Source organism: Thalassococcus arenae (assembly GCF_019104745.1).
Classification (GTDB): domain Bacteria; phylum Pseudomonadota; class Alphaproteobacteria; order Rhodobacterales; family Rhodobacteraceae; genus Thalassococcus_B; species Thalassococcus_B arenae.
The window spans coordinates 2,106,309-2,129,043 of the sequence record NZ_JAHRWL010000001.1; the positions used below are offsets into that span (position 1 = coordinate 2,106,309).

Below are 22,735 nucleotides of genomic sequence, written 5' to 3' on the forward strand. Positions count from 1 at the left end.
GGGACCCTGCGCTAGGATGCGGCCATGACCCGCAAGCCCGATCTCGACAGCGCCTATGCGCTGGATGGCCCCGAAGACAACCGGCGGCTCTATGCCGAATGGGCCGAAACCTATGACAGCGACTTCGCCGAAGCCATGGCCTACCGGTTACCGCAGGCCGTGGCCGAAGGTTTTGTGCGGACAGGCGGGCGGGGGCCGGTCATCGATCTGGGCGCCGGGACGGGCCTGTGCGGCGCGGCGCTGGCGGGGCTCGGCATCGGGCCGGTCGACGGCACCGACCTGTCGCCCGAGATGCTGGCTCGGGCCGGACGGCGCGGTTGCTATGCCCGGCTGTTTCCCGGGGATCTTCTGGATCGGCTGCCGGTGGCCGATGGCGCCTATGCCGGCGCCGTCAGTTCGGGCACCTTCACCCATGGCCATGTCGGCCCCGAGGCGCTGGACGAGGTGCTGCGCGTGGTGCGGCCCGGCGGATGGGTCGTGTTGTCGGTCAACGCCGCGCATTGGCGGGCGCGCGGCTTTGCCGATGCTTTCGCGGCTCTGGCCGACCGGATCGCCGGCCTCGGCCTGCCCGAGGTGCCGATCTATGATGCGGGCACCGGCACCCATGCACGGGACCGCGCCATCCTCGCCACCTTCCGCAAGGCCTAGCGCGCGTAGTCCGAGCCTTCCGCGTCCAGGATCGCCTTCAACTCGGCCAGGTGGCGGATATCCTGTTCGGGATAGGCGGCGATCTCGTCCGCGGTCTTGGCGGCGATGGCATCGGGCAGGATGGCCAGCGGCCGACCGGTCTGAAGGGCGCGGATATAGACCTCGCAGGCGCGTTCGAAGAAATACAGCCGGTTCCAGGTCTGCGCGACGGTCTGCCCGATCACCATGATGCCGTGATTGCCCATGATCATAACGGTCTTCCTGGGGTCGCCGAACAGCTGCGCGCAGCGCTCGCCCTCTTCCTCGAAAGCCAGCCCGCCGTAATTGTCATCGACCACCTGCCGGTCAAAGAACATCGCGGCGTTCTGGTCGAGCGGTGGCAGCACCTTGTCCTGCAGGCAGGCCAGAACCGTGGCATGGACCGAATGCACATGCATGGCGCAGCGCGCATGCGGGCAATGGCGGTGCAGCGCGCCGTGCAGACCCCAGGCGGTGGGATCGGGCGCGTCGGGTCCCTGCAGCGTCTCGGGGTCGTTGGCGTCGATCAGCAGCAGGTCGCTGGCGCGCACGCGGCTGAAATGCACCTGGTTGGGGTTCATCAGGAACCGCGTGCCATCCTCGTTCACCGATAACGAGAAATGGTTCGACACGCCTTCGTGCATGTTCAGCCGGGCGGTCCAGCGGAACGTCGCCGCCAGGTCCACTCGCTCCTGCCAGAACTCGATATTCGCGATGCCCGCCGGTGCGTTCATGTCCAGGTCCTCCTGCTTGCCATTGCGCGGCAGCGGCGAAGGTCTGTCAATCCGTCAAGCTTCATCTGGCCGAAAATATCCCGGGGGAGTCGCGGCTTGCCGCGACGGGGGCAGCGCCCCCGACGCCCGCTCACAACGGGCGCGAGGGCACCCAGGCATAGCCGTCGGGACACAGAAGATAGGCCTCGCGCAGCCCGTGCGGTTTGTCGGTGGGTGGCTGCAGGACAGTCATGCCGTGCGCTTCGGCGACGGCCGCCGCTGCGTCCGGGTCGCTGTCATACAGCCGCAATTCCGCACCCGCACCGCGCGGCGGGTTTTCTGGCAGCAGCGCCAGATAGGGATTGGCCGCATAGGTGCCGTCGCCGTGCAACTGGAACACCGCATCGCCGTAGCGCAGGATGGCGAAATCGCGGCTGACCCGATTGGCCTTCATCCCGAACACGCCCGCCAGCATCGCAACCTGCGCAGGCACGTCGCGCACCAGCAGGTTCAGCCCCATTCCGCGCAGTCCGGCGCCGAATTCCGCGGCGGAAACGGTCTCGTAATCCATGTCAGACCTCCTGACCTACCGCGCAGCTTGAACCCGCCTGCGTTCCCTGTCAACGTGCGCGCAAATCCGAGGGGCCCATGCAGCAGAACCGAACCAGCGATCTAGACGTCGTCACACCCGACCCGGTCGCGCCCGAGGGCTTCGATGCCGCGCGTCCGGCGGTCGACCGACTGTGCGCGCTTTACGACCAGGCCGTGACCTTTCTGCGCGACCGGTTTCTGGGCGCGATGGCCAAGGGCCACCCCGGAGTGCGTTACCGCGCGTTCTATCCGGAGATCCGCATCACCACGACCACCTTCGCCAAGGTCGACAGCCGTCTGAGCTTTGGCCATGTCGCAGCGCCCGGGACCTATGCAGCCACCGTCACGCGGCCGCGAATGTTCCGCCACTACCTCGACCAGCAGATCAAGCTGCTGTTGGACAATCACGGTGTATCGGTGCAGGTCGGTCTGTCCGACACGCCGATGCCGGTGCATTTCGCGGTGGCCAATTTCCCGGACATCACCGTACCGCAGGAAGGCGCGTCGGATTTCATTCTGCGTGACGTCTTCGACGTGCCGGACCTGACGACGACCAATGACGACATCGTCAACGGCGTGGCGCAGCCCGCCGCCGACGGCGCGCTGCCACTGGCGCCCTTCACGGCGCAGCGCGTGGATTATTCGCTGGCGCGGCTGGCGCATTATACCGCCACCGATCCCGAGCATTTCCAGAACCACGTTCTGTTCACCAACTACCAGTTCTATGTCAGCGAATTCGAGGCCTATGCCCGCGCCATGCTGGCCGATGAAGGCAGCGGCTATACGAGTTTCGTCAGCACCGGCAATGCCGAGATCACGCAGGCGGATGCGCCGCTGCCCGACACCCCCAAGATGCCGCAGATGCCGACCTATCATCTGAAACGGGCGAACGGCGCGGGGATCACGCTGGTCAATATCGGCGTCGGCCCGTCCAACGCCAAGACGGCGACCGACCATATCGCCGTGCTGCGCCCGCATGCCTGGGTCATGGTCGGGCATTGCGCGGGCCTGCGGAATTCGCAGTCGCTGGGCGATTTCGTGCTGGCCCACGCCTATCTGCGCGAGGACCGGGTGCTGGACGACGATCTGCCGGTCTGGGTGCCGATCCCGGCGCTGGCGGAAATCCAGATCGCGCTGGAACAGGCGGTCGCGGTCGAGACTCAACTGGCGGGCTACGACCTGAAACGCGTGATGCGGACCGGCACGGTGGCCAGCGTGGACAACCGCAATTGGGAATTGCGCGAACATTCCGGCCCGGTGCAGCGGCTGAGCCAGTCGCGCGCCATCGCCCTGGACATGGAATCGGCCACCATCGCCGCCAACGGCTTCCGGTTCCGGGTACCTTACGGCACGCTGTTGTGCGTGTCCGACAAACCCCTGCATGGCGAATTGAAGTTGCCCGGCATGGCGTCGGACTTCTACAAGACCCAGGTCGCGCGCCATCTGATGATCGGAATCCGGGCGATGGAGAATCTCCGGGAAATGCCGCTGGAACGCATTCACAGCCGGAAATTGCGCTCTTTCGAGGAGACCGCTTTCCTCTGACGGGCCTCTGACGCGGCGGAAACCGGCCAAAATGCCTTATTTTGTGGGTCGAAAGCACACCAAGTGTTGTATTTCGACGCAAGATGGGGCTATTTTCTGCCAATGGGGCCCAAGCAATGGGCAGTGAAGGAGACCATGAAATGGCGAAGCCGATGACCAAGACCCAGCTGGTGGCAGCACTGGCGGAAAAGATGGACACCGACAAGAAGACGGCCAACACCGCCCTCGAAGCGCTGACCGACCTGATCACCTCGGAAGTTTCCGGCGGTGGTGCCGTGACCCTGCCGGGCGTCGGCAAGATCTACTGCCGCGAGCGCCCCGAGCGCATGGTGCGCAACCCCGCCACCGGCGAACAGATCAAGAAAGAAGCCGACAAGCAGGTCAAGATGACCATCGCAAAAGCGCTGAAGGACAGCGTGAACGGCTGACACCGTTAGCAGGTGCTGGTTTTCGAGTTGAGGGTCGCCATCGGCGGCCCTTTTTCCTTTCTTTTCCCGAATTCAGGACGGACGCGATGAAAACACCCGCTCATGTCACCGACTACAAGATATTCAGCGACACCGATCCCGTTGCCCTTGCGCAGGCCGTCGTCTCGGCGATCCACGACGGCTGGCAGCCTTGGGGTGCGCTGACCGTCGCCGACGGCCAGGGCGATGCGCGGTATTCGCAGGCGATGGTGCGCTATGCCGAATGGGCGTGACGGGCTATCCGGCGAACACCGCTGAAGGACAGGTGTCGTAGGCGCGCATGCCCGCCTTGCGAAAGGCCGCCTCGAGCGTGTCCGAGATGAAGATCTGGCGCGGCAGCATGCGATCGACCCAGATCTGCCGCCTTTCGATGGCGTCGCCGCGCCAGGCGATGTCGGGATCGCCGGGATAGGTGTAATAGACCGGTTTTCCCCCGATCATCTTGGGTGTGACGTTCGATGCCTCGGGCACCACCCCGTCGGTCAGATCGCCGGCGACGAACAGGAAGAATTGCCCATCGATCACGCTGCCGTCCAGCAGCGTCAGGTCCAGCGGCACGAAATGGTGAGGCACACGGTCGTTGGCTTCGATCAGCGCGCGGACTCGGCGGCTGACGATCAGGTCGGAATTCCAGCGTCCGGCCACCAGGTCGGGCAGCACTCCGCCGGGTTGCAGCCGCCCGTCGCGCATGCGGTAGGGGATGGGCCCGGTCAGGGCGGGCGGTTTTCCATGCGCCTTGCCCAGCCCGGCATAGTCCGAGGTCTGCCGGTCGCGTGGCCAGACGTCTTCCCAATGGATGTGGTCGGGCTTGTAGGTGTGGACCTTCAGCAGGAATGGCATCGGTGCGTCATCGACCCCGAAGTGCCGCCAGGCTGGCTTTCTGCCGTCCCTGGACGTCGAAGTTTTCCGGCGCCAGCCAGGCCTGGAATCCCGCCTTGATCGCGGGCCATTCGCTGTCGATGATCGAATACCACGCGGTGTCGCGGTTGCGGTGCTTGGTGACCTGGGCCTGGCGAAAGATGCCTTCGAAGGTGAAGCCCAACCGCAGCGCCGCGGCGCGCGACGGCGCGTTCAGCGCGTTGCATTTCCATTCATAGCGGCGATAGCCCAGGTCGTCGAAGACATGCGCCATCATCAGGTACTGCACCTCGGTCGCGGCGACGGTGCCCTGCAGGGCGGGTGAAAAATGGATATAGCCGATCTCGATCACGCCGTGCGCCGGAGTGATGCGCAGGAAGGAACAGAAACCCGCCGGCACGCCGTCGCGCGACACGGTGTAGAACAGCGGGTCGCGGCTGGCGGCGCGGGTCTCGGTCCAGCGTTCCGCATCCGCCGGGTCGGCAAAGGGTTCGTCCTCGCCCAGATAGGTCCAGCCGGCGGGGTCGGTGAAACAGGCGAAAAAGCCCGGCGCGTGGTCCGGCACCATCGGCACCAGCGACACGGTCCGGCCGTGAAGCGGTGTGTGCGGTGGGGTGGGACGTGGAAGATCAGTCGAAACGGGCAGCCCGATGGGCTGCCCGAACGCGTTCACAGGAAAGGGCGTGTCAGCCGAAGACACGGGTCAGTGCGCCGTCCACCGCATCGACGATCTGGTCCAGGTCGTCTTTCTTGGCGATCAGCGCGGGCGAGAAACACAGCGTGTTGTTGTAGCCCGGAACCGACCGGTTGGTCGCGCCGATGATCACGCCCTGGCCCATGCAATCGGCCACGACCGCCTGCACCATCTTTTCCGGCGCCGGCGTGCGGGTGTCGCGGTCGGATACCAGCTCGGCGCCCAGGAACAGGCCCTTGCCGCGGACCTGGCCGATGACGGCATGCTTGTCCTGCAATTCACCCAGCTTGCCCAGCATGTATTCGCCCATGCGGGTACAGTTGCCCAGCAGGTCCTCGTCTTCGATGATGCGCAGGTTCTCGATCGCCGCGGCCGGACCGGCGGTGCAGCCGCCAAAGGTCGAGATGTCGCGGAAATAGTTCAGCGGATCGTCGGCATTGTCCTTGAACATCGCGAACACCTCTTCGGTGGTCACCAGACAGGCGATGGCGGCATAGCCCGAAGCGACCCCCTTGGCCATCGTCACCAGATCGGGCTGTACGCCGTATTGCTGGTAGCCGAACCAGGTGCCGGTGCGGCCGACGCCGCAGACGACCTCGTCGATATGCAGCAGGATGTCGTATTTGCGGCAGATCTCCTGCACCCGGTCCCAATAGCCCTGCGGCGGGGTGATGACGCCGCCGCCCGCGGTGACCGGTTCCAGGCACAGCCCGCCGACGGTGTCGGGGCCTTCGCGCAGGATCACCTGTTCGATCTGGTCGGCCGCCCATTCGCCGTAGTTCTCGGTCGGCGCGCCCTGGTCGGCGGCGCGGTATTCCAGGCAATGCGGCACCCGCACGAAGCCGGGGGTGTAGGGGCCATATTGCGCGCCGCGTTCGTCCTGACCGCCGGCGGACAGGCAGGAAATCGTGGTGCCGTGATAGTCGCGGTCGCGGTAGAGGATCTTGTGCTTGGTCCCGCCATAGCGTTTGTGCGCGATCTGGCGGATCATCTTGAAGGCCTTTTCGTTGGCCTCGGACCCGGAGTTGCAATAGTAGACGCGGCTCAGCCCCGGCATCTTGGCGATCAGCTTCTCGGCGAACAGCGCACCGGGCACCGACCCGGCCGAGCCTGCGAAGAAGTTGATCTTGACCAGCTGGTCATAGACCGCCTTGGCGATGCTTTCGCGGCCATAGCCCACGTTCACCGTCCAGACGCCGCCCGAGACGCCGTCGATATGTTCCTTGCCGGCCTGGTTCCAGACCCGCATCCCCTTGCCCTCGACGATGACGTTGGGGTCCTTCGTCTCGAACGGCTTGTGCTGGATCAGGTGATGCCAGATATGCGCCTTGTCGGCGTCGACCACGTGGCTCAGGTCGTTGGGTGTCAGGTTGCCGTCCATGGCTGCGCCTCCTTGATCGGATGCGTGCAGACTAGGGCAGGCGCCCCGGTTCGGGCAAGGCTCAGAGACGACTATTCGCTGGCTGGCGGCGTCGTATCCGTGCCCTGCGACGTCGCTTCGGAACTCATCTGGTCCAGCGACCGCATCACCTGCATGACCCGTTCGTCCAGCCAGACCCGTGCCGCGTCGACGGCGGCGACATACCCGTCGACATAGGGCGCGGCCTGCGGGACCGAGGCCTTGATCTGCGGCGCGGACACGTAGACCGCCAGGCCGATCACCGCCAGGACAAGAACAAGCGCGAAGCCCCGGGCAAAACCGCTGCGGCGTGGCTGGTCGACATCGCCGACGGTTTCGCGGCCTTCATCGGTGTCGATGAGCCGCGGTTCGCTGGACGCGCGCAGCGTCTGGTTGATTTCCTCGACATCCGGCAGCAGATCGCGGCGCGAACCGGCCGCTGCCGCGGCGGCCGCTTCGGCGGCGCGCCGGCCGGCGCCGGGTTCGGATGTCTGCCCCTGCTGTGGCGCCGCCTGCCCGGCTTCGCCACGCATCCGCGCCATCCGTTCGCGTGCCTCGCGGGCGCGGCGGGCGGCTTCGTCTTCGTCGGGGGCGGCCAGGCCGAGATCCGGCTGGCTTTCCAGCGCCGCGGCTTCGGCGGCGCGGCGGCGTTTCTCCAGTTCGGCCTCTTCGCGCAGAACCTCGGCCACCTCGGGGTCGAGGCCGCGTTTCTGCACCGGCGCCGTCGGAGCTGGCGTTGCGGCGTCTTGCGGATCCTGCGCCGGCGGACGGGCTTCGGAACGCGGATCGGGGCGCGGCGCGGCGATGCTCGCCGGGTCGGGACCGTCGTCCGGCTCGGGTTCCCACGACGTGTCGGGAACCCCTTCGCCCAGTTCCTCGGCCAGCGCCGGATCGTCGTCGGGGTGGCGCTGGAACCAGGTATGCCCGCAATTGGAGCACTGCACGTCGCGGCCACCCTCGGGTATGACCTCGGACGGCACTTCGTATTGCGCGCCGCAATTGGGGCAAATCAAACGCATCCTGCCGCCACCCAACCTGTTTTTCTGCCGTGATCCCTTTGTCGACAATAGGTTGCACGGGAACGGCGGAAAAGTCCAATTCTTAACCGTTTGCATTGCAACGCCGTGTCCGCTGCGGCACAACGGGGCAATTCTGACCAACCGGCGTGAGCATTCCCGTGATCGAGTTCGACAACGTTGCCTACAGCTACGGTGGCGGCGAATTGCTGACCGACATGACGATGGCGCTGGCGCCGGGGTCGTTCCATTTCCTGACCGGTCCGTCGGGCGCGGGCAAGACCACGATCCTCAAGCTGTGCTATGCGGCGCTGCAACCCACGGCGGGGCAGGTGCGGGTGTTCGGACAGGACGCGCGGGCGATGACGCGCACGGATATCGCGATGGCACGGCGGCGGATCGGCGTGGTGCACCAGGATTGCCAGTTCCTCGACCACCTGCCGGTGGACGAAAACGTCGCGCTGCCCCTGACGGTGTCCGGCCAGGCCGCGGCGGACCATGCCGAAAACCTGCTGGAATTGCTCAGCTGGGTCGGGTTGACCGATCGCGCCCGTGCCTTGCCGCCCGAACTGTCCGGCGGCGAACGCCAGCGCGCCGCCCTGGCCCGCGCGGTGATCCTCAGCCCCGACGTGATCCTGGCGGACGAACCCACCGGCAACGTCGACTGGGAGATGTCGCAGCGGCTGCTGAAACTGCTGGTGGAGCTGAACAGAATGGGCAAGACGATCATGATCGCCACGCATGACCTGGGCCTGATCCGCGCGGCCAAGGCGCAGGTGCAGGCCCGGGTTCTGCGGATCTCGAACCGGCGGCTTCAGGCGGCGGGGGCGGATCTGTGAAAACCCCCGACCTGACGATCCTGCGCGGGCTCTGGACGCGCGACAAGGCCGCCGACCGGGTGGTGCCGCCGGCGGGGTATACCGTCACGCTGACGCTGTTCAGCGCGGGGGCCATGGCGTTCCTGGCGGTCTTCGCGCTGGCCTTGTCGCTGGCGGCGGGGCGGCTGGCGGATCGCTGGGGCGATGAACTGGCGCGGGCCTCGACGATCCGGATCTCGGCGCCCGCCGGGCAGATGGCGGCGCAGACCGAAGCGGCGCTGCGGGTGCTGCAGCAGACGCCCGGCGTGGCCGAGGCCCGCGCGCTCAGCACCGAGGAACAGCAGGCACTGCTCGAACCGTGGTTCGGGCCGGGCCTGCCGGTCGAGGATCTGCCGGTGCCCCAGCTGATCGAGGTGATCGAAGACGGCGCCGGGTTCGATGCCGACGGGCTGCGGTTGCGCCTGCAGGCCGAGGTGCCGGGCGCGGTGCTGGACGACCACACGCGCTGGCGCCAGCCGCTGGTGACGGCGGCGGGCCGGCTGCGGGCGCTTGGTTGGGTCGCGCTGGTGCTGCTGTGCGGCGCGGTGGCCGCGATGGTGACGCTGGCCGCGAACGCGGCCCTGGCGGCCAATGCCCAGGTCATCGCGGTGTTGCGGCTGGTGGGCGCGACCGATGGCTACATCGCCGGCGCTTTCGTGCGGCGCTTCACCCTGCGCAGCCTGACCGGCGCTGCGGTGGGCACGGCGGCGGGCCTGGCGGCTCTGGCGCTGCTGCCTTCGGCCGACGATGCCGGCGCGGTGCTGACCGGGCTGGGCCTGCGCGGCTGGCACTGGGTCTGGCCGCTGTTCATCCCGCTTCTGGCTGCGCTGGTCGCCTGGCTGGCCACCGAAGCGGCGGCACGCCGCGTGCTGGGGGGGCTGGCATGATCCGCTGGGTGATGTCGGCGCTGTTCGTCGGGCAGATGTACCTGATGATGGCCATCATGGGGATCGTGTTCTTTCCCGCCGCGCTCGTGTCGCCCAAGGGTGCGCGCCTGGCCTGCAAGACCTATTGCGCCTGGGTGCGCTGGACCGCGCGCTGGATGGTCGGCCTGCGCACCGAGGTGCGCGGCACGCCGCCCACCGGCGAGGTGCTGATCGCGGCCAAGCACCAGTCCTTCCTGGACATCATCCTGATCTTTCACGCCGTGCCCGCGGGCAAGTTCATCATGAAGCGCGAATTGATGTGGGCGCCGGTGATCGGCCAATACGGCTTGCGCATCGGCTGCGTGCCGGTCAACCGCGGCAAGCGCGGCGAGGCGATCAAGAAGATGGTCAGGGATGTCGAGAAAGGCGCTGCGCAACCCGGCCAGTTGATCATCTATTCCCAGGGCACCCGCATCGCGCCGGGGGTCAAGGCCCCCTACAAGGTCGGGACGGCGGTTCTGTATGAGCAGACCGGCCAGCCCTGTGTGCCGGTGGCCACCAATGTCGGCGTGTTCTGGCCCAAGCGCGGCATCTACCGCAAGCCGGGTCTCGCGGTTGTCGAATTCCTCGACACGATCCCGGCCGGGCTGGACAAGGACACGTTCCTGGCGCGGCTCGAGACCGTGGTCGAGACGCGGTCGAACGCGCTGATGCGCGAGGCGGGGTTCCATGTCGAGGATTGAAACGCTGGAGCAGTTGCACGCGCTTTACGGCGATCCGGCCACGCTGGCGCTGCGCAAGGTGGCGGTGCGGCTGACCCCGCTTTACCGCGCCTGGATCGAGGGGTCGCGCTTCTGCGTGCTGAGCACGGTCGGCCCCAAAGGCACCGATGGCAGCCCGCGCGGCGACGACGGCCCGGTGGTGCAGGTGGCGGATGAAACCACGCTGCTGATGCCCGACTGGCGCGGCAACCAGCGGCTGGATTCGCTGCGCAATATCGTACGCGACGGGCGGGTGTCGCTGATGTTCCTGGTCCCGGGGTCGCGGACCATCGTGCGGGTGAACGGCACGGCCTGGCTCAGCGCCGATGACGCCCTGCGGATGCGCTTCGAACAGCGCGGCAAGCACCCCGCCACGGTGATCGTGATCGAGATCGCCGAGATCTACACCCAGTGCCCCAAGGCGCTGATCCGGTCGGGCTTGTGGTCCCGCGACGATGCCGATGGCGTGCCGGGCATGGGCGCGATCCTGGCCGAGATGACAGATGGCGAGGAGGGCGGCGAGGATTACGACCGCACTTACGAGGAACGCGCGCAGCCGCGCATGTGGTGAGCAGGGCGGCGCGGAATCAAGGCCGCAGGCCGCCGCGCATCGCCTGGCCGCCCGGACGGCACGGCGATTTGGTGGGGCCAGCGCGCCGTTCAGAGGTTTCGCGGAGCGTCGCGATAAAGCGCTTCTGGTCAAACCTCGGATCGCCGTACCGCGGCCCGACGATGCGCGGCACCTCACCGATGCTGGTCGATCAGCACCGGGTTGCCGTCGGGATCGGTCAGCACGATATGCGCGGGGCCGGTGCCGTCGGGATCGGTGGGCTCGACCGGTTCCAATCCCTTGTCGCGCAGGGTTTTCTGGATCTCGCGGATGTCGGTGAATGCGTCCAGCGGCTGCGCGCCCTGGTCCCAGCCGGGGTTGAAGGTCAGCATGTTGCGCTCGAACATGCCCTGGAACAGACCGATCACCGTCTCGCCGTTCTTCAGGATCAGCCAGCCCTGGGTGGCGTCGCCGCCCATCGCGTCGAAGCCGAGCTTTTCATAGAAGGCCTGCGAGGCGGCGAGGTCTTTCACCGCGAGGCTGACGGAAAAGGCGCCGAGTTGCATGATCTGTCTCCCTATTGATTGCGGGGAGGGTAGCATGGATTTCGGCAGGCGCTTTCGATTGAAAGGGGCGGGAACCCGGATTGCACGCCCGGCATGAAGAGTGGGCGGGAACGCGGGAAGGGCGCCTTGCATGAAGAGGGGGCGGGAACGCGGGTTTTCTGCGAAAACCCGCTGTCTCCCGCTGCGGACGGTTCGCAGAGCGAACCGCCGCTACATGTGGATCGCGCCGTCTCCGCAGGCCAACGCCGCTTCGCGCACGGCTTCGGAGAAGGTCGGGTGGGCGTGGCAGGTCAACGCCAGATCCTCGGCGCTGGCGCCGAATTCCATCGCCACGCAGATCTCGTGGATCAGATCGCCCGCCATCGGGCCGATGATATGCGCGCCCAGGATGCGGTCGGTGTCCTTGTCGGCCAGGATCTTGACGAAACCGTCGCCGGCGAACACCGCCTTGGCGCGCCCGTTACCCATGAAGGAAAACTTGCCGACCTTGTAGGCGCGGCCGGCCTCCTTCAGCTCCTGTTCCGTGGCGCCGACGCTGGCGACCTCGGGATGGGTGTAGATCACCGAGGGAATGACACCGTAATTCACGTGGCCATGTTTGCCCGCGATCACCTCGGCACAGGCCATGCCCTCGTCCTCGGCCTTGTGGGCCAGCATCGGCCCGGCGATGCAGTCGCCGATGGCGTAGATGCCGGGCACGTTGGTGCGCCATTGCGCGTCGGTCCTGATCTGGCCGCGGTTCATCTCGACGCCGAGCGCGTCCAGCCCCAGCCCGTCGGTAAAGGGCTTGCGCCCGGTAGCCACCAGCACGACATCGGCGTCGATCTCGTGGTCGCTGTCATCCTTGCGCAGCTTGTAGGCCACCTTGGCCTTGGTCTTGAGCGCCTCGACGCCCTGCACCGCCGCGCCAAGCGTGAAGGACAGGCCCTGCTTGGTCAGCAGTTTCTGGAACTGCTTGGACACTTCGGCATCCATCGTGGGCGTGATCGTGTCGAGATATTCGACGACGTGCACCTCGGTACCCAGGCGGGCATAGACCGAGCCCATTTCCAGCCCGATCACCCCGGCGCCGATCACCACCATCTTTTTCGGGACCTTCGGCAATTCCAGCGCGCCGGTCGAACTGACCACGATCTTCTCGTCGATCTCGACGCCGGGGATCGAGCTGGGCTCGGAGCCGGTTGCGACGATGATGGACTTGGCGTCATACGTGGTATCGCCGACCTTGACCTTGCCGGCCTCGGGGATGCTGCCCCAGCCCTTGAGCCAGTGGATCTTGTTCTTCTTGAACAGAAACTCGATGCCCTTGGTGTTCTGGCCGATCACGTCGTCCTTGTAGGCCAGCATCTGTTTCCAGTCGACCGATGGGCTTTTGCCCTTGAGCCCCATCTTGGCGAAGTTGTGTTCGGCCTCGTGCAACTGGTGGGATGCGTGCAGCAGCGCCTTGGACGGGATGCAGCCGATGTTCAGGCAGGTGCCGCCCAGGGTTTCGCGGCCTTCGACGCAGGCGGTTTTCAGGCCAAGCTGCGCGGCGCGGATCGCGGCGACATAGCCGCCGGGGCCGGAGCCGATGACGATGAGGTCGTATTGAGACATGGGCGGTGTCCTTTCTTTGATCGTCGGAGTGGGGGCCAGCCCCCACACCCCCGGAGTTTACCGGGCAAGATGAAGTGTCAAGTCAGCGCCAGTATGAGCATGGCGACCGTGGCAAGGAACCCCACGAACCAGATCACCGAGCGCCAGGGCGCCCAGCCGAACAGATAAGCGGGGACATAAAGGATGCGGGCGGCGAGATAGAGATAGGCGCACAGCGCGGTATAGGCGGTGCCGCGGTCGGAAAAGGTGACGACGAGGACCGCGATGGTGAACAGGATCAGCCCTTCGAAATGATTGGTGAGCGCGCGTTGGGCGCGCCCGGCATAACCGGTGAGCCGGATCGGCGTGTCGCGGGGCCCAAGCGCGGCTTTCGGACCGGCCTGCAGGTTGCCCAGCACCGAGTAGAGCACGAACTGGGCCGCCTGCAGCAGCGCGGCCAGGGTCAGGGCGGTCAATTCGGGGGTCATGAGGCGGCCTTTCGCCGGGTCCAGGCCGAGCGGTTTTCAGGTGTCAGGATGGCAGCGCGGCGCGCGGTGAACCAGTCCTGGCAGGCGCGTTCCAGCCGGGCGGTTTCGGGGTCGGCGCGCCATTCGGCCAGCCGGGCGCGGATCGCGGGCAGATGACGGTGCAGGCTGCGGTCCTCGACATCGTTGCAATTGGCCCGGAGATGCCAGCGCGAGCCCAGGTGATACTTGCCGCCGCCGGTCTTGCCCTGACCGTCGCCGCGGTCGTTCTTCATCAGGAACGTGTCTTCGGAGCGGATCGCGTAATGGTGGATCAGGCCGGTTCGTGCCCCGGCAGCGATCTCGGCGGGCTGGAACCGGCTGGACCGGGCGCGGCGCAGCGTCTTGTTCGACAGGGCTTCGCCATCGGGGGTGCAGACCAGCGGAAACTCGACCAGTGGGTCGAGCGGGTTGTGATCGGTGGCGCGGGCGAAACTGTCGACGCGGAACAGGCATTTCGACTTGGTCTCGTCCGGTACCGGCGCCGGCTCGGCGCGGATGTTGCGTTCGATCACCAGATCGCCGGGGGTCCAGTCGGTCACGCCGCTGTCGCCGAAGCTGCGCCAGACGAAGGCCACCACGTCGGCGCCCTCGGTGCGGGCCATGAGCGCGGGCAGATCGTCATCGGCCAGATGCAGGAATTCGTCGCTGTCCATGTGCAGGACAAAACCGATGCCGCGGTCCCGGCAGAGCCGCAGCACATGGTCCATGCCGGCATCCTGCGGCGGTGTGCCCTTCGGCACCTCCTGCGCAATGTGGATGACGATGCCCCGCGCCGCCAGCCGGTCGAGCAGCAGGTCCGAGCCGTCGGTGCAATCGTTGGTCACCACGATGATCGGATCGAAGCCCAGCCCGGCATGATAGGCCAGCCATTCCAGCAGGAAGATGCCTTCGTTGCGCATGCAGGCGGCGAGGGCGGGGATTACGCGTGTCATGTTCGGCTAATGCGGTAAACAATATCCGCGAAAGCCAGTAGATATCTATTTGACTGTCTCCACGAGAGGTAACAACTGCAAACCGCTGCAATCGGACCGAAAAAAAGTACCCAGTACCAATCCCAATTCACTAAAACTACCGTTGTAGTACTTGAGAACAAGTACAATAGTGCGACGCCAAATCCATCCAACACAGTAATGGAGTTCCGCGTTTCTAGGAAAAGCCTTTGAAGAAATTCATTCTTTGATGAAACCACGTATGCTATTGTCTCAGCGTCGAGACTGCCCCAAAAACGCTGCCTCATAGCTCCTCCCAATTGGATGGAAATCAGTCCAAAGGCGTATGTCATGAACACCGCTCCGAAGCCTGCGATCGCAGCAAATGCTGTTTTCATCTGCTCTGGAGTGTTGACGTTATTCAAAAACCCATGAGACGTTTCTAAATCCACTACATTACTCAAAACTGAGGCGAGCGGGATCATTCCCAAGGATGCAACCGTTCCAACTCCGAGAGCAGAAAAAGCCCCCGGAACTGGAGAAAGCAGTGCATGAGCGCTGCTCAACATCACAAATCCATCAGCAACCGCCGCGGATCCTCCAGCGCCTCTTTCACGCGCACCAGGAAGGTCACGGCGCCCTTGCCGTCGACGATGCGGTGGTCGTAGCTCAGCGCCAGGTACATCATCGGGCGGATCACGATCTGGCCGCCGACCACCATGGGCCGGTCCTGGATCTTGTGCATGCCCAGGATGCCCGATTGCGGCGGGTTCAGGATCGGCGAGGACATGAGCGAGCCGTAGACGCCGCCGTTCGAGATGGTGAAGGTGCCGCCCTGCATTTCGGCCATCGACAGCTTGCCGTCGCGGGCGCGCTTGCCCTTTTCGTTGATCGCCTTCTCGATCTCGGCGAAGGACATCCGGTCTGCATCGCGGATCACCGGCACCACCAGGCCCTGCGGCGTGCCCGCGGCGATGCCCATGTGGACGAAGTTCTTGTAGACGATGTCGGTGCCGTCGATCTCGGCATTGACCTCGGGCACTTCCTTGAGCGCGTGGCAGCACGCCTTGGTGAAGAAGGACATGAAGCCCAGGCGCACGCCGTGTTTCTTCTCGAACAGGTCCTTGTATTCGCTGCGCAGCTCCATCACCGCGCCCATGTCCACCTCGTTGTAGGTGGTCAGGATCGCGGCGGTGTTCTGCGCGTCCTTGAGGCGTCGGGCGATGGTCTGGCGCAGGCGGGTCATCTTGACCCGCTCTTCGCGCGCGGCGTCGTCGGCGGGCACCGGGGCGCGCGGCGCCGCGGCCGGAGCGGATGCCGCGGGTGCGGTCGATGCCGCGGCGACTGCCTTGGCCACGTCGTCCTTCATAACCCGGCCGTCGCGGCCCGAGCCGGTGACCTGGTCGCGCGACAGGTCGGCCTCGGCCATCGCCTTTTTCGCGGCGGGCGCATCCTCGATATCGCGGCCGGGGCCGCCGTCGCCGGCGGGCGGCGTGGTGTATTGCTCGCCCTCGGCCGCGGTGCCGTCGGTCTTGGGCGCGGCGGCGGCGGCGCCGTCGCCGGCGGCGATCACGGCCAGCTTGGCGTTGGCCTCGACCGTGGTGCCTTCGGCGGCGACGATCTCGGTCAGGGTGCCGGCGGCCGGTGCGGGTACCTCGACCGACACCTTGTCGGTTTCAAGCTCGCACAGCATCTCGTCCTGCGCGACCGCATCGCCGACCTTCTTGAACCAGGTCGACACGGTGGCCTCGGACACCGATTCTCCCAGCGTCGGCACCATCACGTCGACACTGGCGCCGCCCTTGGCGGCGGGTGCCTTGGCCGCGGGTTTCTTTTCGGACTTGGCCTTGGGGGCGGGGGCCGCGTCGCCTTCGGCGATATTGGCCAGCAAGGCGTCGACGCCCACCGTCTCGCCTTCGGCGGCGATGATGTCGACCAGCGTACCGGCGGCGGGCGAGGGCACCTCGACCGTGACCTTGTCGGTCTCCAGTTCGCACAGCATCTCGTCCACGGCGACGCTATCGCCGGGTTTCTTGAACCAGGTGGCCACCGTGGCTTCGGTCACCGATTCCCCCAGGGTGGGGACGCGCACTTCGGTCGTCATCGCTTATTTCCCTTCGATCGTCAGCGCTTCGTTCACGAGCGCTTCTTGCTGTGCCTTGTGCTGGCTGGCCAGGCCCGTCGCGGGCGAGGCCGATGTCTGGCGGCCGACATAGGCCGGGCGCTTGTGCTTGGCCTTGATGCGGCCCAGCACCCATTCGATGTTGGGCTCGATGAAGGTCCAGGCGCCCTGGTTCTTGGGCTCTTCCTGGCACCAGATCATCTCGGCCTGCGGGAAGCGTTCCAGTTCCTTGACCAGCGACAGCGCCGGGAAGGGATAGAACTGCTCGATCCGCAGCAGGTAGATGTCGTCGATGCCGCGCGCATCGCGTTCCTCGAGCAGGTCGTAATAGACCTTGCCGGAACACATCACCACGCGCCGGATGTCCTTGTCGGCCTTCAGCCGGGTGTCGGAATTGCCCTTTTCGGCGTCATCCCACAGCACCCGGTGAAAACTGCTGCCATTGGTGAACATGTCCGCATCCGAGATGCACAGCTTGTGGCGCAGCAGCGATTTCGGCGTCATCAGCATCAGCGGCTTGCGGAAGCTGCGATGCAGCTGGCGGCGCAGGATGTGGAAATAGTTCGCGGGCGTCGAGCAATTCGCCACGATCCAGTTGTCCTGGCCGCACAGCTGCAGGAACCGTTCCAGTCGCGCCGATGAATGCTCCGGCCCCTGGCCTTCGAAACCGTGCGGCATCAGGCAGACAAGCCCCGACATCCGCAGCCATTTCGATTCACCGGAACTGATGAACTGGTCGAACATGATCTGCGCGCCGTTGGCGAAATCGCCGAACTGCGCCTCCCACAGGGTCAGCGCGTTGGGTTCGGCCAGCGAATAGCCGTATTCGAAACCCAGCACCGCGTATTCCGACAGCGCGCTGTCGATCACCTCATAGCGCGCCTGACCTTCGCGGATATGGTTCAGCGGGTAATAGCGTTCCTCGGTCTGCTGGTCGACAAAGGCCGAATGACGCTGGCTGAAGGTGCCGCGGGTGCTGTCCTGGCCGGCCAGGCGCACCGGATAGCCCTCGGTCAGCAGCGACCCGAAGGCCAGCGCTTCGGCGGTGGCCCAGTCAAAGCCCTTGCCGGTCTCGAACATCTGCGCGCGGGTCTCGACCAGTCGTGCCACGGTCTTGTGGATCGGATAGCCGTCGGGGATGCGGGTCAGGGCCGCGCCCACCTCTTTCAGCGTCTTTTCCGGGATCGCCGTCTTGCCGCGCTGGTACTTGCCCTGTTTCTGGCGGTCCAGATGCGACCAACGCCCGTCCAGCCAGTCGGCCTTGTTGGGCTTGTAGTTCTTGCCGGCCTCGAATTCCTCGTTCAGATGCGCCTGGAAGGCGGCCTTCATGTCCTCGATCTCGCCCTCGGGGATCAGCCCGTCCTTGACCAGCCGTTCGGTGTACAGCGTCAGCGACGTCTTGTGACCCTTGATCTTGTTGTACATGATCGGGTTGGTGAACATCGGCTCGTCGCCTTCGTTGTGACCGAAGCGGCGATAGCAGAACATGTCGATCACCGCGTCCTTGCCGAATTTCTGGCGGAACTCGGTCGCGACCTTGGCGGCGTGCACGACCGCCTCGGGGTCATCGCCGTTGACGTGAAAGATCGGCGCCTCGACCACCAGCGCGTTGTCGGTGGGATAGGGCGACGAGCGGCTGAAATGCGGCGCCGTGGTAAACCCGATCTGGTTGTTCACGACGATATGGATCGTCCCGCCCGTCTTGTGGCCGCGCAGGCCGGACAGCGCGAAGCATTCCGCCACCACGCCCTGGCCGGCAAAGGCCGCGTCGCCGTGCAGCAGGATCGGCAGGACCGAGGTGCGGGCCTTGTCGCCCATCTGGTCCTGCTTGGCGCGTACCTTGCCCAGAACCACCGGGTTCACCGCCTCGAGATGGCTTGGGTTGGCGGTCAGCGACAGGTGCACGACATTGTCGTCGAACGTCCGGTCCGACGACGCGCCCAGGTGGTATTTCACGTCGCCCGAACCGTCGACTTCCTCGGGTTTGAAGCTGCCGCCCTGAAACTCGTTGAAGATCGCGCGATAGGGCTTGGCCATCACGTTGGCCAGCACCGACAGGCGGCCGCGATGCGGCATGCCGATGACGATTTCCTTGATCCCCAGGGCACCGCCGCGCTTGATGATCTGCTCCATCGCCGGGATCAGGCTTTCGCCGCCGTCCAGGCCAAAGCGCTTGGTTCCCATGTACTTGACGTGCAGGAACTTCTCGAAGCCCTCGGCCTCGACCATCTTGTTCAGGATCGCCTTGCGGCCTTCGCGGGTGAACCGCACTTCCTTGCCGTAACCCTCGATGCGTTCCTTCAGCCAGGCCGCCTGTTCGGGGTCCGAGATGTGCATGTATTGCAGCGCGAAAGTGCCGCAATAGGTGCGTTTCACGATGTCGACGATCTGCCGCAGCGACGCGATCTGCAGCCCCAGCACGTTGTCGATGAAGATCGGCCGGTCCATGTCGGCCTCGGTGAAGCCGTAGGATTTCGGGTCGAGCTCCGGGTGCGGTTCGGGCGCGCGCATGCCCAGCGGGTCCAGGTCGGCGGCCAGGTGGCCGCGGATGCGGTAGGCGCGGATCAGCATCAGCGCCCGGATGCTGTCCAGCACGGCGCGCTGGATCGCCTCGTCGGAAACCTCGACCCCCTTCTCGGCGGCGGCTTCCTTGATCTTCGTCGCCGCGCCCTTGGCCTCGGCCGGGACCAGCGGCATCGGGTATTCGCCGGTCAGCGCGCCGGTCAGGTCGTCATCGGGCTGCGGCGGCCAGTCGCGCCGCGCCCAGGACGGTCCCGTCGCCTCGCGTTTGACGTCCATCTCGGCATCGCCCAGCTGGCGAAAGAATTCCGCCCAGGCCGCGTCCACCGCACCCGGGTCGCTGGCATAGCGGGCATACATCTGTTCGAGGTATTCCGCGTTGTGCCCCTGCATGAAGCTCGAGGCGTGAAAGGCGTCGTTGGGGGATTGGTCGGTCATGGGATCATCACCTTTTAGACGGAAACCGCGTCATGGCGGACGCGTGCGAATAGGAATGGAACTGTGGGATCGATGTCCCATTTGGACTGAGCGGCGCGGTAGCTGGCAGGAAAAACCGCGCCGTCAAAGCGGATCTGGCTATGCCCGCGACCGCCCATGGACAGGCGGCTGGAAGCGGAATAGACGCCGCGATAATTCTCCCGGCGGCGCGATGTGCTATGCGTGCCGCGCCCGCCGATCTCGCCATTGTACCAGGACGGTTGGCGCAGGCCGGGGCGGTCCAGCAGCGCTTCGGCTTCCTGCTCGGGGGACTCTCCGGGCCATTCGCTGGCCGCGACCACGTAGAGGCCTTCGTCGATTTTCTGGCCTGATCTGTTGTCGTTTTGGTGCAGCACAAAAAGTCCCGCGTCATGTGTCCAAACCTCCGCAGGATGCGTCAGGTGCAGCGATTTCATCAGCGAGATTTCTTCATCGGCGGCAGCCTTGACGCAGGCCTGTTTGAGCTTGGGCAGAGACGACCCGGGCCGCAGGTCCTGCGGCAGGACGTGCAAGGCGTTGAACGTGTCCGAGAAGATCAGCCGGTGAAACAGACCAGAGTAAATCACGTCGTAGAGGCTGTCGATTCCGGCCGCATCAAGGGCCAGCCTCTGAAAACCGCTGCGTTCCAGACACTCCCTAATGGGAGCCTTGTCGTAACCTTGATGGTTCATCCGCAGCTCCAGCGCAATAAAAGCCACGGTCGCAGGATCGCCCTCTGGGCGACGACCGGCCGTTGGTTTTTTGGTCATGCTGAGCATCTTTGCGCTACCGATGGTGATGCGCGCCCGCAGGCATCGCGTGGGTGGCCGGGGCGCATGGACAGCGCCCCGGCGTGTTTCAGCCTTTGTCGATCGCCTTCAGCACCGCCTCGCCCAGCGTCGCGGGGCTGTCGGCGACCACGATCCCGGCGGCCTTCATCGCCTCGATCTTGTCCTCGGCGCCGCCCTTGCCGCCGGCCACGATGGCGCCGGCATGGCCCATGCGGCGGCCCGGAGGCGCGGTGCGTCCGGCGATGAAGCCGGCGGTGGGCTTCCAGCGACCCTTCTTCTTCTCCGACGCCAGGAACGCGGCGGCCTCTTCCTCGGCCGATCCGCCGATTTCGCCGATCATGATGATCGCCTCGGTCTCGTCATCGGCCAGGAACCATTCCAGCACGTCGATATGCTCGGTCCCCTTGATCGGGTCGCCGCCGATGCCGACGCAGGTCGACTGGCCCAAGCCCACATCGGTGGTCTGCTTGACCGCCTCGTAGGTCAGCGTGCCGGACCGGCTGACGACACCGACCTTGCCGCGCTTGTGGATATGGCCCGGCATGATGCCGATCTTGCAGGCGTCCGGCGTGATGACCCCGGGGCAGTTCGGCCCGATCAGGGTGGATTTCGAGTTTTCCAGCGCCCGCTTGACCTTCATCATGTCCAGCACCGGAATGCCTTCGGTGATGCAGACGATCAACTCCATCTCGGCGTCGATCGCCTCGAGGATCGAATCCGCGGCAAAGGGCGGCGGCACGTAGATCACCGATGCATTGGCCTCGGTCTTGGCCTTGGCCTCGTGGACCGAGTTGAAGACCGGCAGGTCCAGATGCGTCTGCCCGCCCTTGCCCGGGGTCACGCCCCCGACCATCCGGGTGCCATAGGCGATGGCCTGTTCGGTGTGGAATGTCCCCTGCGAGCCGGTAAGGCCCTGGCAGATGACTTTAGTGTTCTTGTCGACGAGGACGGCCATTTTGGCGTTCTCCTGATGTAGGGCGGGTTCACCCCGCCGCGTCTTTCGGGAAAGGCGGGGTGAACCCCGCCCTACGTTCAGCCTTTGACCGCCTTCACGATCTTCTGCGCGCCGTCCTTGAGGTCGTCGGCGGCGATCACGTCGAGACCGGAGCCGGAGATGATCTCCTTGCCCTTCTCGACATTGGTGCCTTCCAGGCGCACCACCAGCGGCACCTTCAGGCCCACTTCCTTGACCGCGGCGATCACGCCCTCGGCGATCACGTCGCAGCGCATGATGCCGCCGAAGATGTTGACGAGGATGCCTTTGACGTTGGGGTCGGAGGTGATGATCTTGAACGCCTCGGTGACCTTTTCCTTGGTCGCCCCACCGCCCACGTCGAGGAAGTTGGCCGGTTCCGCGCCATACAGCTTGATGATGTCCATCGTCGCCATCGCCAGGCCCGCGCCGTTGACCATGCAGCCGATCTCGCCATCCAGCGCGATGTAGTTCAGGTCGTACTTGGACGCGGCCAGTTCCTTGGGGTCTTCCTCGGTCTCGTCGCGCAGCTCGGCGATATCGGGATGGCGATAGACCGCGTTGCCGTCAAAGCCGACCTTGGCGTCCAGCACCTTGAGGCTGCCGGTCTTCATCACGATCAGCGGGTTGATCTCCAGCATCTCCATGTCCTTCTCGACGAAGGCCTTGTAGAGAATGCCCATCAGGCGCACGCATTCCTTGACCTGCCCGCCTTCGAGCCCCAGGGCAAAGGCGATGCGGCGGCCGTGGAACGGCTGGTAGCCGGTGGCGGGATCGACGCTGAACGACAGGATCTTTTCCGGCGTCGCGGCGGCGACCTCTTCGATATCCATGCCGCCCTCGGTCGAGCAGACAAAGGAAATCCGGCTGGTCTGGCGATCCACCAGCAGCGCCAGGTACAGTTCGCGCGCGATGTCGGAACCATCCTCGATATAGATGCGGTTGACCTGCTTGCCGGCCGGGCCGGTCTGGTGCGTCACCAGGGTGCGGCCCAGCATCTTCTTGGCCTCGGCGGCGGCTTCCTCGACCGACTTGGCCAGGCGCACGCCGCCCTTTTCGCCGGCATCGGCTTCCTTGAAGCTGCCCTTGCCGCGGCCGCCTGCATGGATCTGCGCCTTGACGACCCAAAGCGGCCCGTCCAGTTCGCCTGCCGCGGTCTTGGCCTCTTCGGCCCTCAGGACGACGCGGCCATCGCTGACCGGCGCGCCATAGCTGCGCAGCAGGGCTTTCGCCTGGTATTCGTGGATATTCATGGCTGGGACGGCCCCCGTTACTGACTTGCGTTTCCAGCCG

General features: G+C 65.6%; 24 protein-coding genes. 8 read left to right on the plus strand and 16 right to left on the minus strand.

Annotated elements, in window-relative coordinates; genetic code table 11:
• The first annotated feature begins 24 nt into the window (after nt 1-24).
• Nucleotides 25-648 (plus strand): class I SAM-dependent DNA methyltransferase, encoded by a 624-nt coding sequence (locus KUH32_RS10520; protein ID WP_217777985.1) that lies wholly within the window; start codon nt 25-27, stop codon nt 646-648.
• Here KUH32_RS10520 and KUH32_RS10525 read toward each other — a convergent pair.
• The gene (locus KUH32_RS10525) at nt 645-1,400 is read right to left on the minus strand and encodes a class II aldolase and adducin N-terminal domain-containing protein (protein WP_217777986.1); all 756 of its coding nucleotides are present in this window, start codon (nt 1,398-1,400) and stop codon (nt 645-647) included. The two genes, KUH32_RS10520 and KUH32_RS10525, sit on opposite strands and share 4 nt — an antisense overlap.
• Before the next feature lie 130 nt (nt 1,401-1,530).
• The gene (locus KUH32_RS10530; protein ID WP_217777987.1) at nt 1,531-1,950 is read right to left on the minus strand and encodes a VOC family protein; all 420 of its coding nucleotides are present in this window, start codon (nt 1,948-1,950) and stop codon (nt 1,531-1,533) included.
• Between the two features lie 77 nt (nt 1,951-2,027).
• Between KUH32_RS10530 and KUH32_RS10535 the strand changes: the two genes are divergently transcribed.
• From KUH32_RS10535 to KUH32_RS10545, 3 genes are all read left to right on the plus strand, one after another.
• Nucleotides 2,028-3,515: an AMP nucleosidase gene (locus tag KUH32_RS10535; RefSeq protein WP_217777989.1), complete on the plus strand. Its 1,488-nt coding sequence runs from the start codon at nt 2,028-2,030 to the stop codon at nt 3,513-3,515.
• 140 nt (nt 3,516-3,655) lie between these two features.
• Nucleotides 3,656-3,943, plus strand: a complete 288-nt coding sequence (locus tag KUH32_RS10540) for an HU family DNA-binding protein (protein ID WP_217777990.1) — start codon at nt 3,656-3,658, stop codon at nt 3,941-3,943.
• A gap of 86 nt (nt 3,944-4,029) precedes the next feature.
• Nucleotides 4,030-4,215 (plus strand): DUF1737 domain-containing protein, encoded by a 186-nt coding sequence (locus KUH32_RS10545; RefSeq protein ID WP_217777991.1) that lies wholly within the window; start codon nt 4,030-4,032, stop codon nt 4,213-4,215.
• A gap of 4 nt (nt 4,216-4,219) precedes the next feature.
• Here KUH32_RS10545 and KUH32_RS10550 read toward each other — a convergent pair whose 3' ends face one another.
• The 4 genes from KUH32_RS10550 to KUH32_RS10565 form a co-directional block, all read right to left on the minus strand.
• Entirely contained in the window at nt 4,220-4,822 is a 603-nt protein-coding gene (locus KUH32_RS10550) for an imm11 family protein (RefSeq protein WP_217777993.1), read from the minus strand.
• Nucleotides 4,823-4,829: 7 nt separating this feature from the next.
• Nucleotides 4,830-5,423, minus strand: a complete 594-nt coding sequence (locus KUH32_RS10555) for a GNAT family N-acetyltransferase (protein WP_348541103.1) — start codon at nt 5,421-5,423, stop codon at nt 4,830-4,832.
• A 103-nt stretch (nt 5,424-5,526) separates the two neighbouring features.
• A complete protein-coding gene (locus KUH32_RS10560) occupies nt 5,527-6,915 on the minus strand; it encodes an aminotransferase family protein (RefSeq protein ID WP_217777994.1) in 1,389 nt (462 codons plus the stop codon).
• A 71-nt stretch (nt 6,916-6,986) separates the two neighbouring features.
• Nucleotides 6,987-7,952, minus strand: coding sequence for a zinc-ribbon domain-containing protein (locus tag KUH32_RS10565; protein WP_217777995.1), 966 nt, complete (start codon nt 7,950-7,952; stop codon nt 6,987-6,989).
• A 158-nt stretch (nt 7,953-8,110) separates the two neighbouring features.
• On the opposite strand from KUH32_RS10565, the gene KUH32_RS10570 reads away from it, so the two are divergent.
• From KUH32_RS10570 to KUH32_RS10585, 4 genes are read left to right on the plus strand one after another with little or no spacing between them, the layout of a single operon-like run.
• The gene (locus tag KUH32_RS10570; protein ID WP_217778408.1) at nt 8,111-8,788 is read left to right on the plus strand and encodes a cell division ATP-binding protein FtsE; all 678 of its coding nucleotides are present in this window, start codon (nt 8,111-8,113) and stop codon (nt 8,786-8,788) included.
• The gene (locus tag KUH32_RS10575; protein ID WP_348541104.1) at nt 8,785-9,693 is read left to right on the plus strand and encodes a cell division protein FtsX; all 909 of its coding nucleotides are present in this window, start codon (nt 8,785-8,787) and stop codon (nt 9,691-9,693) included. Before KUH32_RS10570 ends, KUH32_RS10575 begins: the two co-directional genes overlap by 4 nt.
• Nucleotides 9,690-10,415 (plus strand): lysophospholipid acyltransferase family protein, encoded by a 726-nt coding sequence (locus KUH32_RS10580; protein ID WP_217777996.1) that lies wholly within the window; start codon nt 9,690-9,692, stop codon nt 10,413-10,415. The genes KUH32_RS10575 and KUH32_RS10580 overlap by 4 nt, the downstream gene beginning before the upstream one ends.
• Nucleotides 10,402-11,004, plus strand: coding sequence for a pyridoxamine 5'-phosphate oxidase family protein (locus KUH32_RS10585; RefSeq protein ID WP_217777997.1), 603 nt, complete (start codon nt 10,402-10,404; stop codon nt 11,002-11,004). The genes KUH32_RS10580 and KUH32_RS10585 overlap by 14 nt, the downstream gene beginning before the upstream one ends.
• A gap of 173 nt (nt 11,005-11,177) precedes the next feature.
• On the opposite strand, the gene KUH32_RS10590 is transcribed toward KUH32_RS10585, so the two are convergent.
• The 10 genes from KUH32_RS10590 to sucC all read right to left on the minus strand — a co-directional run bounded on the left by KUH32_RS10590 (nt 11,178) and on the right by sucC (nt 22,695).
• Nucleotides 11,178-11,549 (minus strand): VOC family protein, encoded by a 372-nt coding sequence (locus KUH32_RS10590; protein WP_217777998.1) that lies wholly within the window; start codon nt 11,547-11,549, stop codon nt 11,178-11,180.
• A 210-nt stretch (nt 11,550-11,759) separates the two neighbouring features.
• Nucleotides 11,760-13,145 carry a dihydrolipoyl dehydrogenase gene (gene lpdA / locus KUH32_RS10595; RefSeq protein ID WP_217778000.1) on the minus strand — a complete coding sequence of 462 codons (1,386 nt, stop codon included), beginning with the start codon at nt 13,143-13,145 and terminating at the stop codon, nt 11,760-11,762.
• A 77-nt stretch (nt 13,146-13,222) separates the two neighbouring features.
• Nucleotides 13,223-13,612, minus strand: a complete 390-nt coding sequence (locus tag KUH32_RS10600; protein ID WP_217778002.1) for an MAPEG family protein — start codon at nt 13,610-13,612, stop codon at nt 13,223-13,225.
• Nucleotides 13,609-14,583, minus strand: coding sequence for a glycosyltransferase family 2 protein (locus KUH32_RS10605; protein WP_217778003.1), 975 nt, complete (start codon nt 14,581-14,583; stop codon nt 13,609-13,611). The genes KUH32_RS10600 and KUH32_RS10605 overlap by 4 nt, the downstream gene beginning before the upstream one ends.
• Nucleotides 14,580-15,149 (minus strand): hypothetical protein, encoded by a 570-nt coding sequence (locus KUH32_RS10610; protein WP_217778004.1) that lies wholly within the window; start codon nt 15,147-15,149, stop codon nt 14,580-14,582. Before KUH32_RS10610 ends, KUH32_RS10605 begins: the two co-directional genes overlap by 4 nt.
• Nucleotides 15,149-16,684, minus strand: coding sequence for a 2-oxoglutarate dehydrogenase complex dihydrolipoyllysine-residue succinyltransferase (odhB, locus tag KUH32_RS10615; protein WP_217778005.1), 1,536 nt, complete (start codon nt 16,682-16,684; stop codon nt 15,149-15,151). The genes KUH32_RS10610 and odhB overlap by 1 nt, the downstream gene beginning before the upstream one ends.
• A gap of 3 nt (nt 16,685-16,687) precedes the next feature.
• Nucleotides 16,688-19,660 (minus strand): 2-oxoglutarate dehydrogenase E1 component, encoded by a 2,973-nt coding sequence (locus KUH32_RS10620; protein WP_217778006.1) that lies wholly within the window; start codon nt 19,658-19,660, stop codon nt 16,688-16,690.
• Between the two features lie 14 nt (nt 19,661-19,674).
• Nucleotides 19,675-20,448 carry a hypothetical protein gene (locus KUH32_RS10625; protein WP_217778007.1) on the minus strand — a complete coding sequence of 258 codons (774 nt, stop codon included), beginning with the start codon at nt 20,446-20,448 and terminating at the stop codon, nt 19,675-19,677.
• 88 nt (nt 20,449-20,536) lie between these two features.
• The gene (gene sucD / locus KUH32_RS10630) at nt 20,537-21,424 is read right to left on the minus strand and encodes a succinate--CoA ligase subunit alpha (protein WP_217778008.1); all 888 of its coding nucleotides are present in this window, start codon (nt 21,422-21,424) and stop codon (nt 20,537-20,539) included.
• A gap of 77 nt (nt 21,425-21,501) precedes the next feature.
• Entirely contained in the window at nt 21,502-22,695 is a 1,194-nt protein-coding gene (gene sucC / locus KUH32_RS10635; RefSeq protein WP_217778010.1) for an ADP-forming succinate--CoA ligase subunit beta, read from the minus strand.
• Between the last annotated feature and the right edge of the window lie 40 nt (nt 22,696-22,735).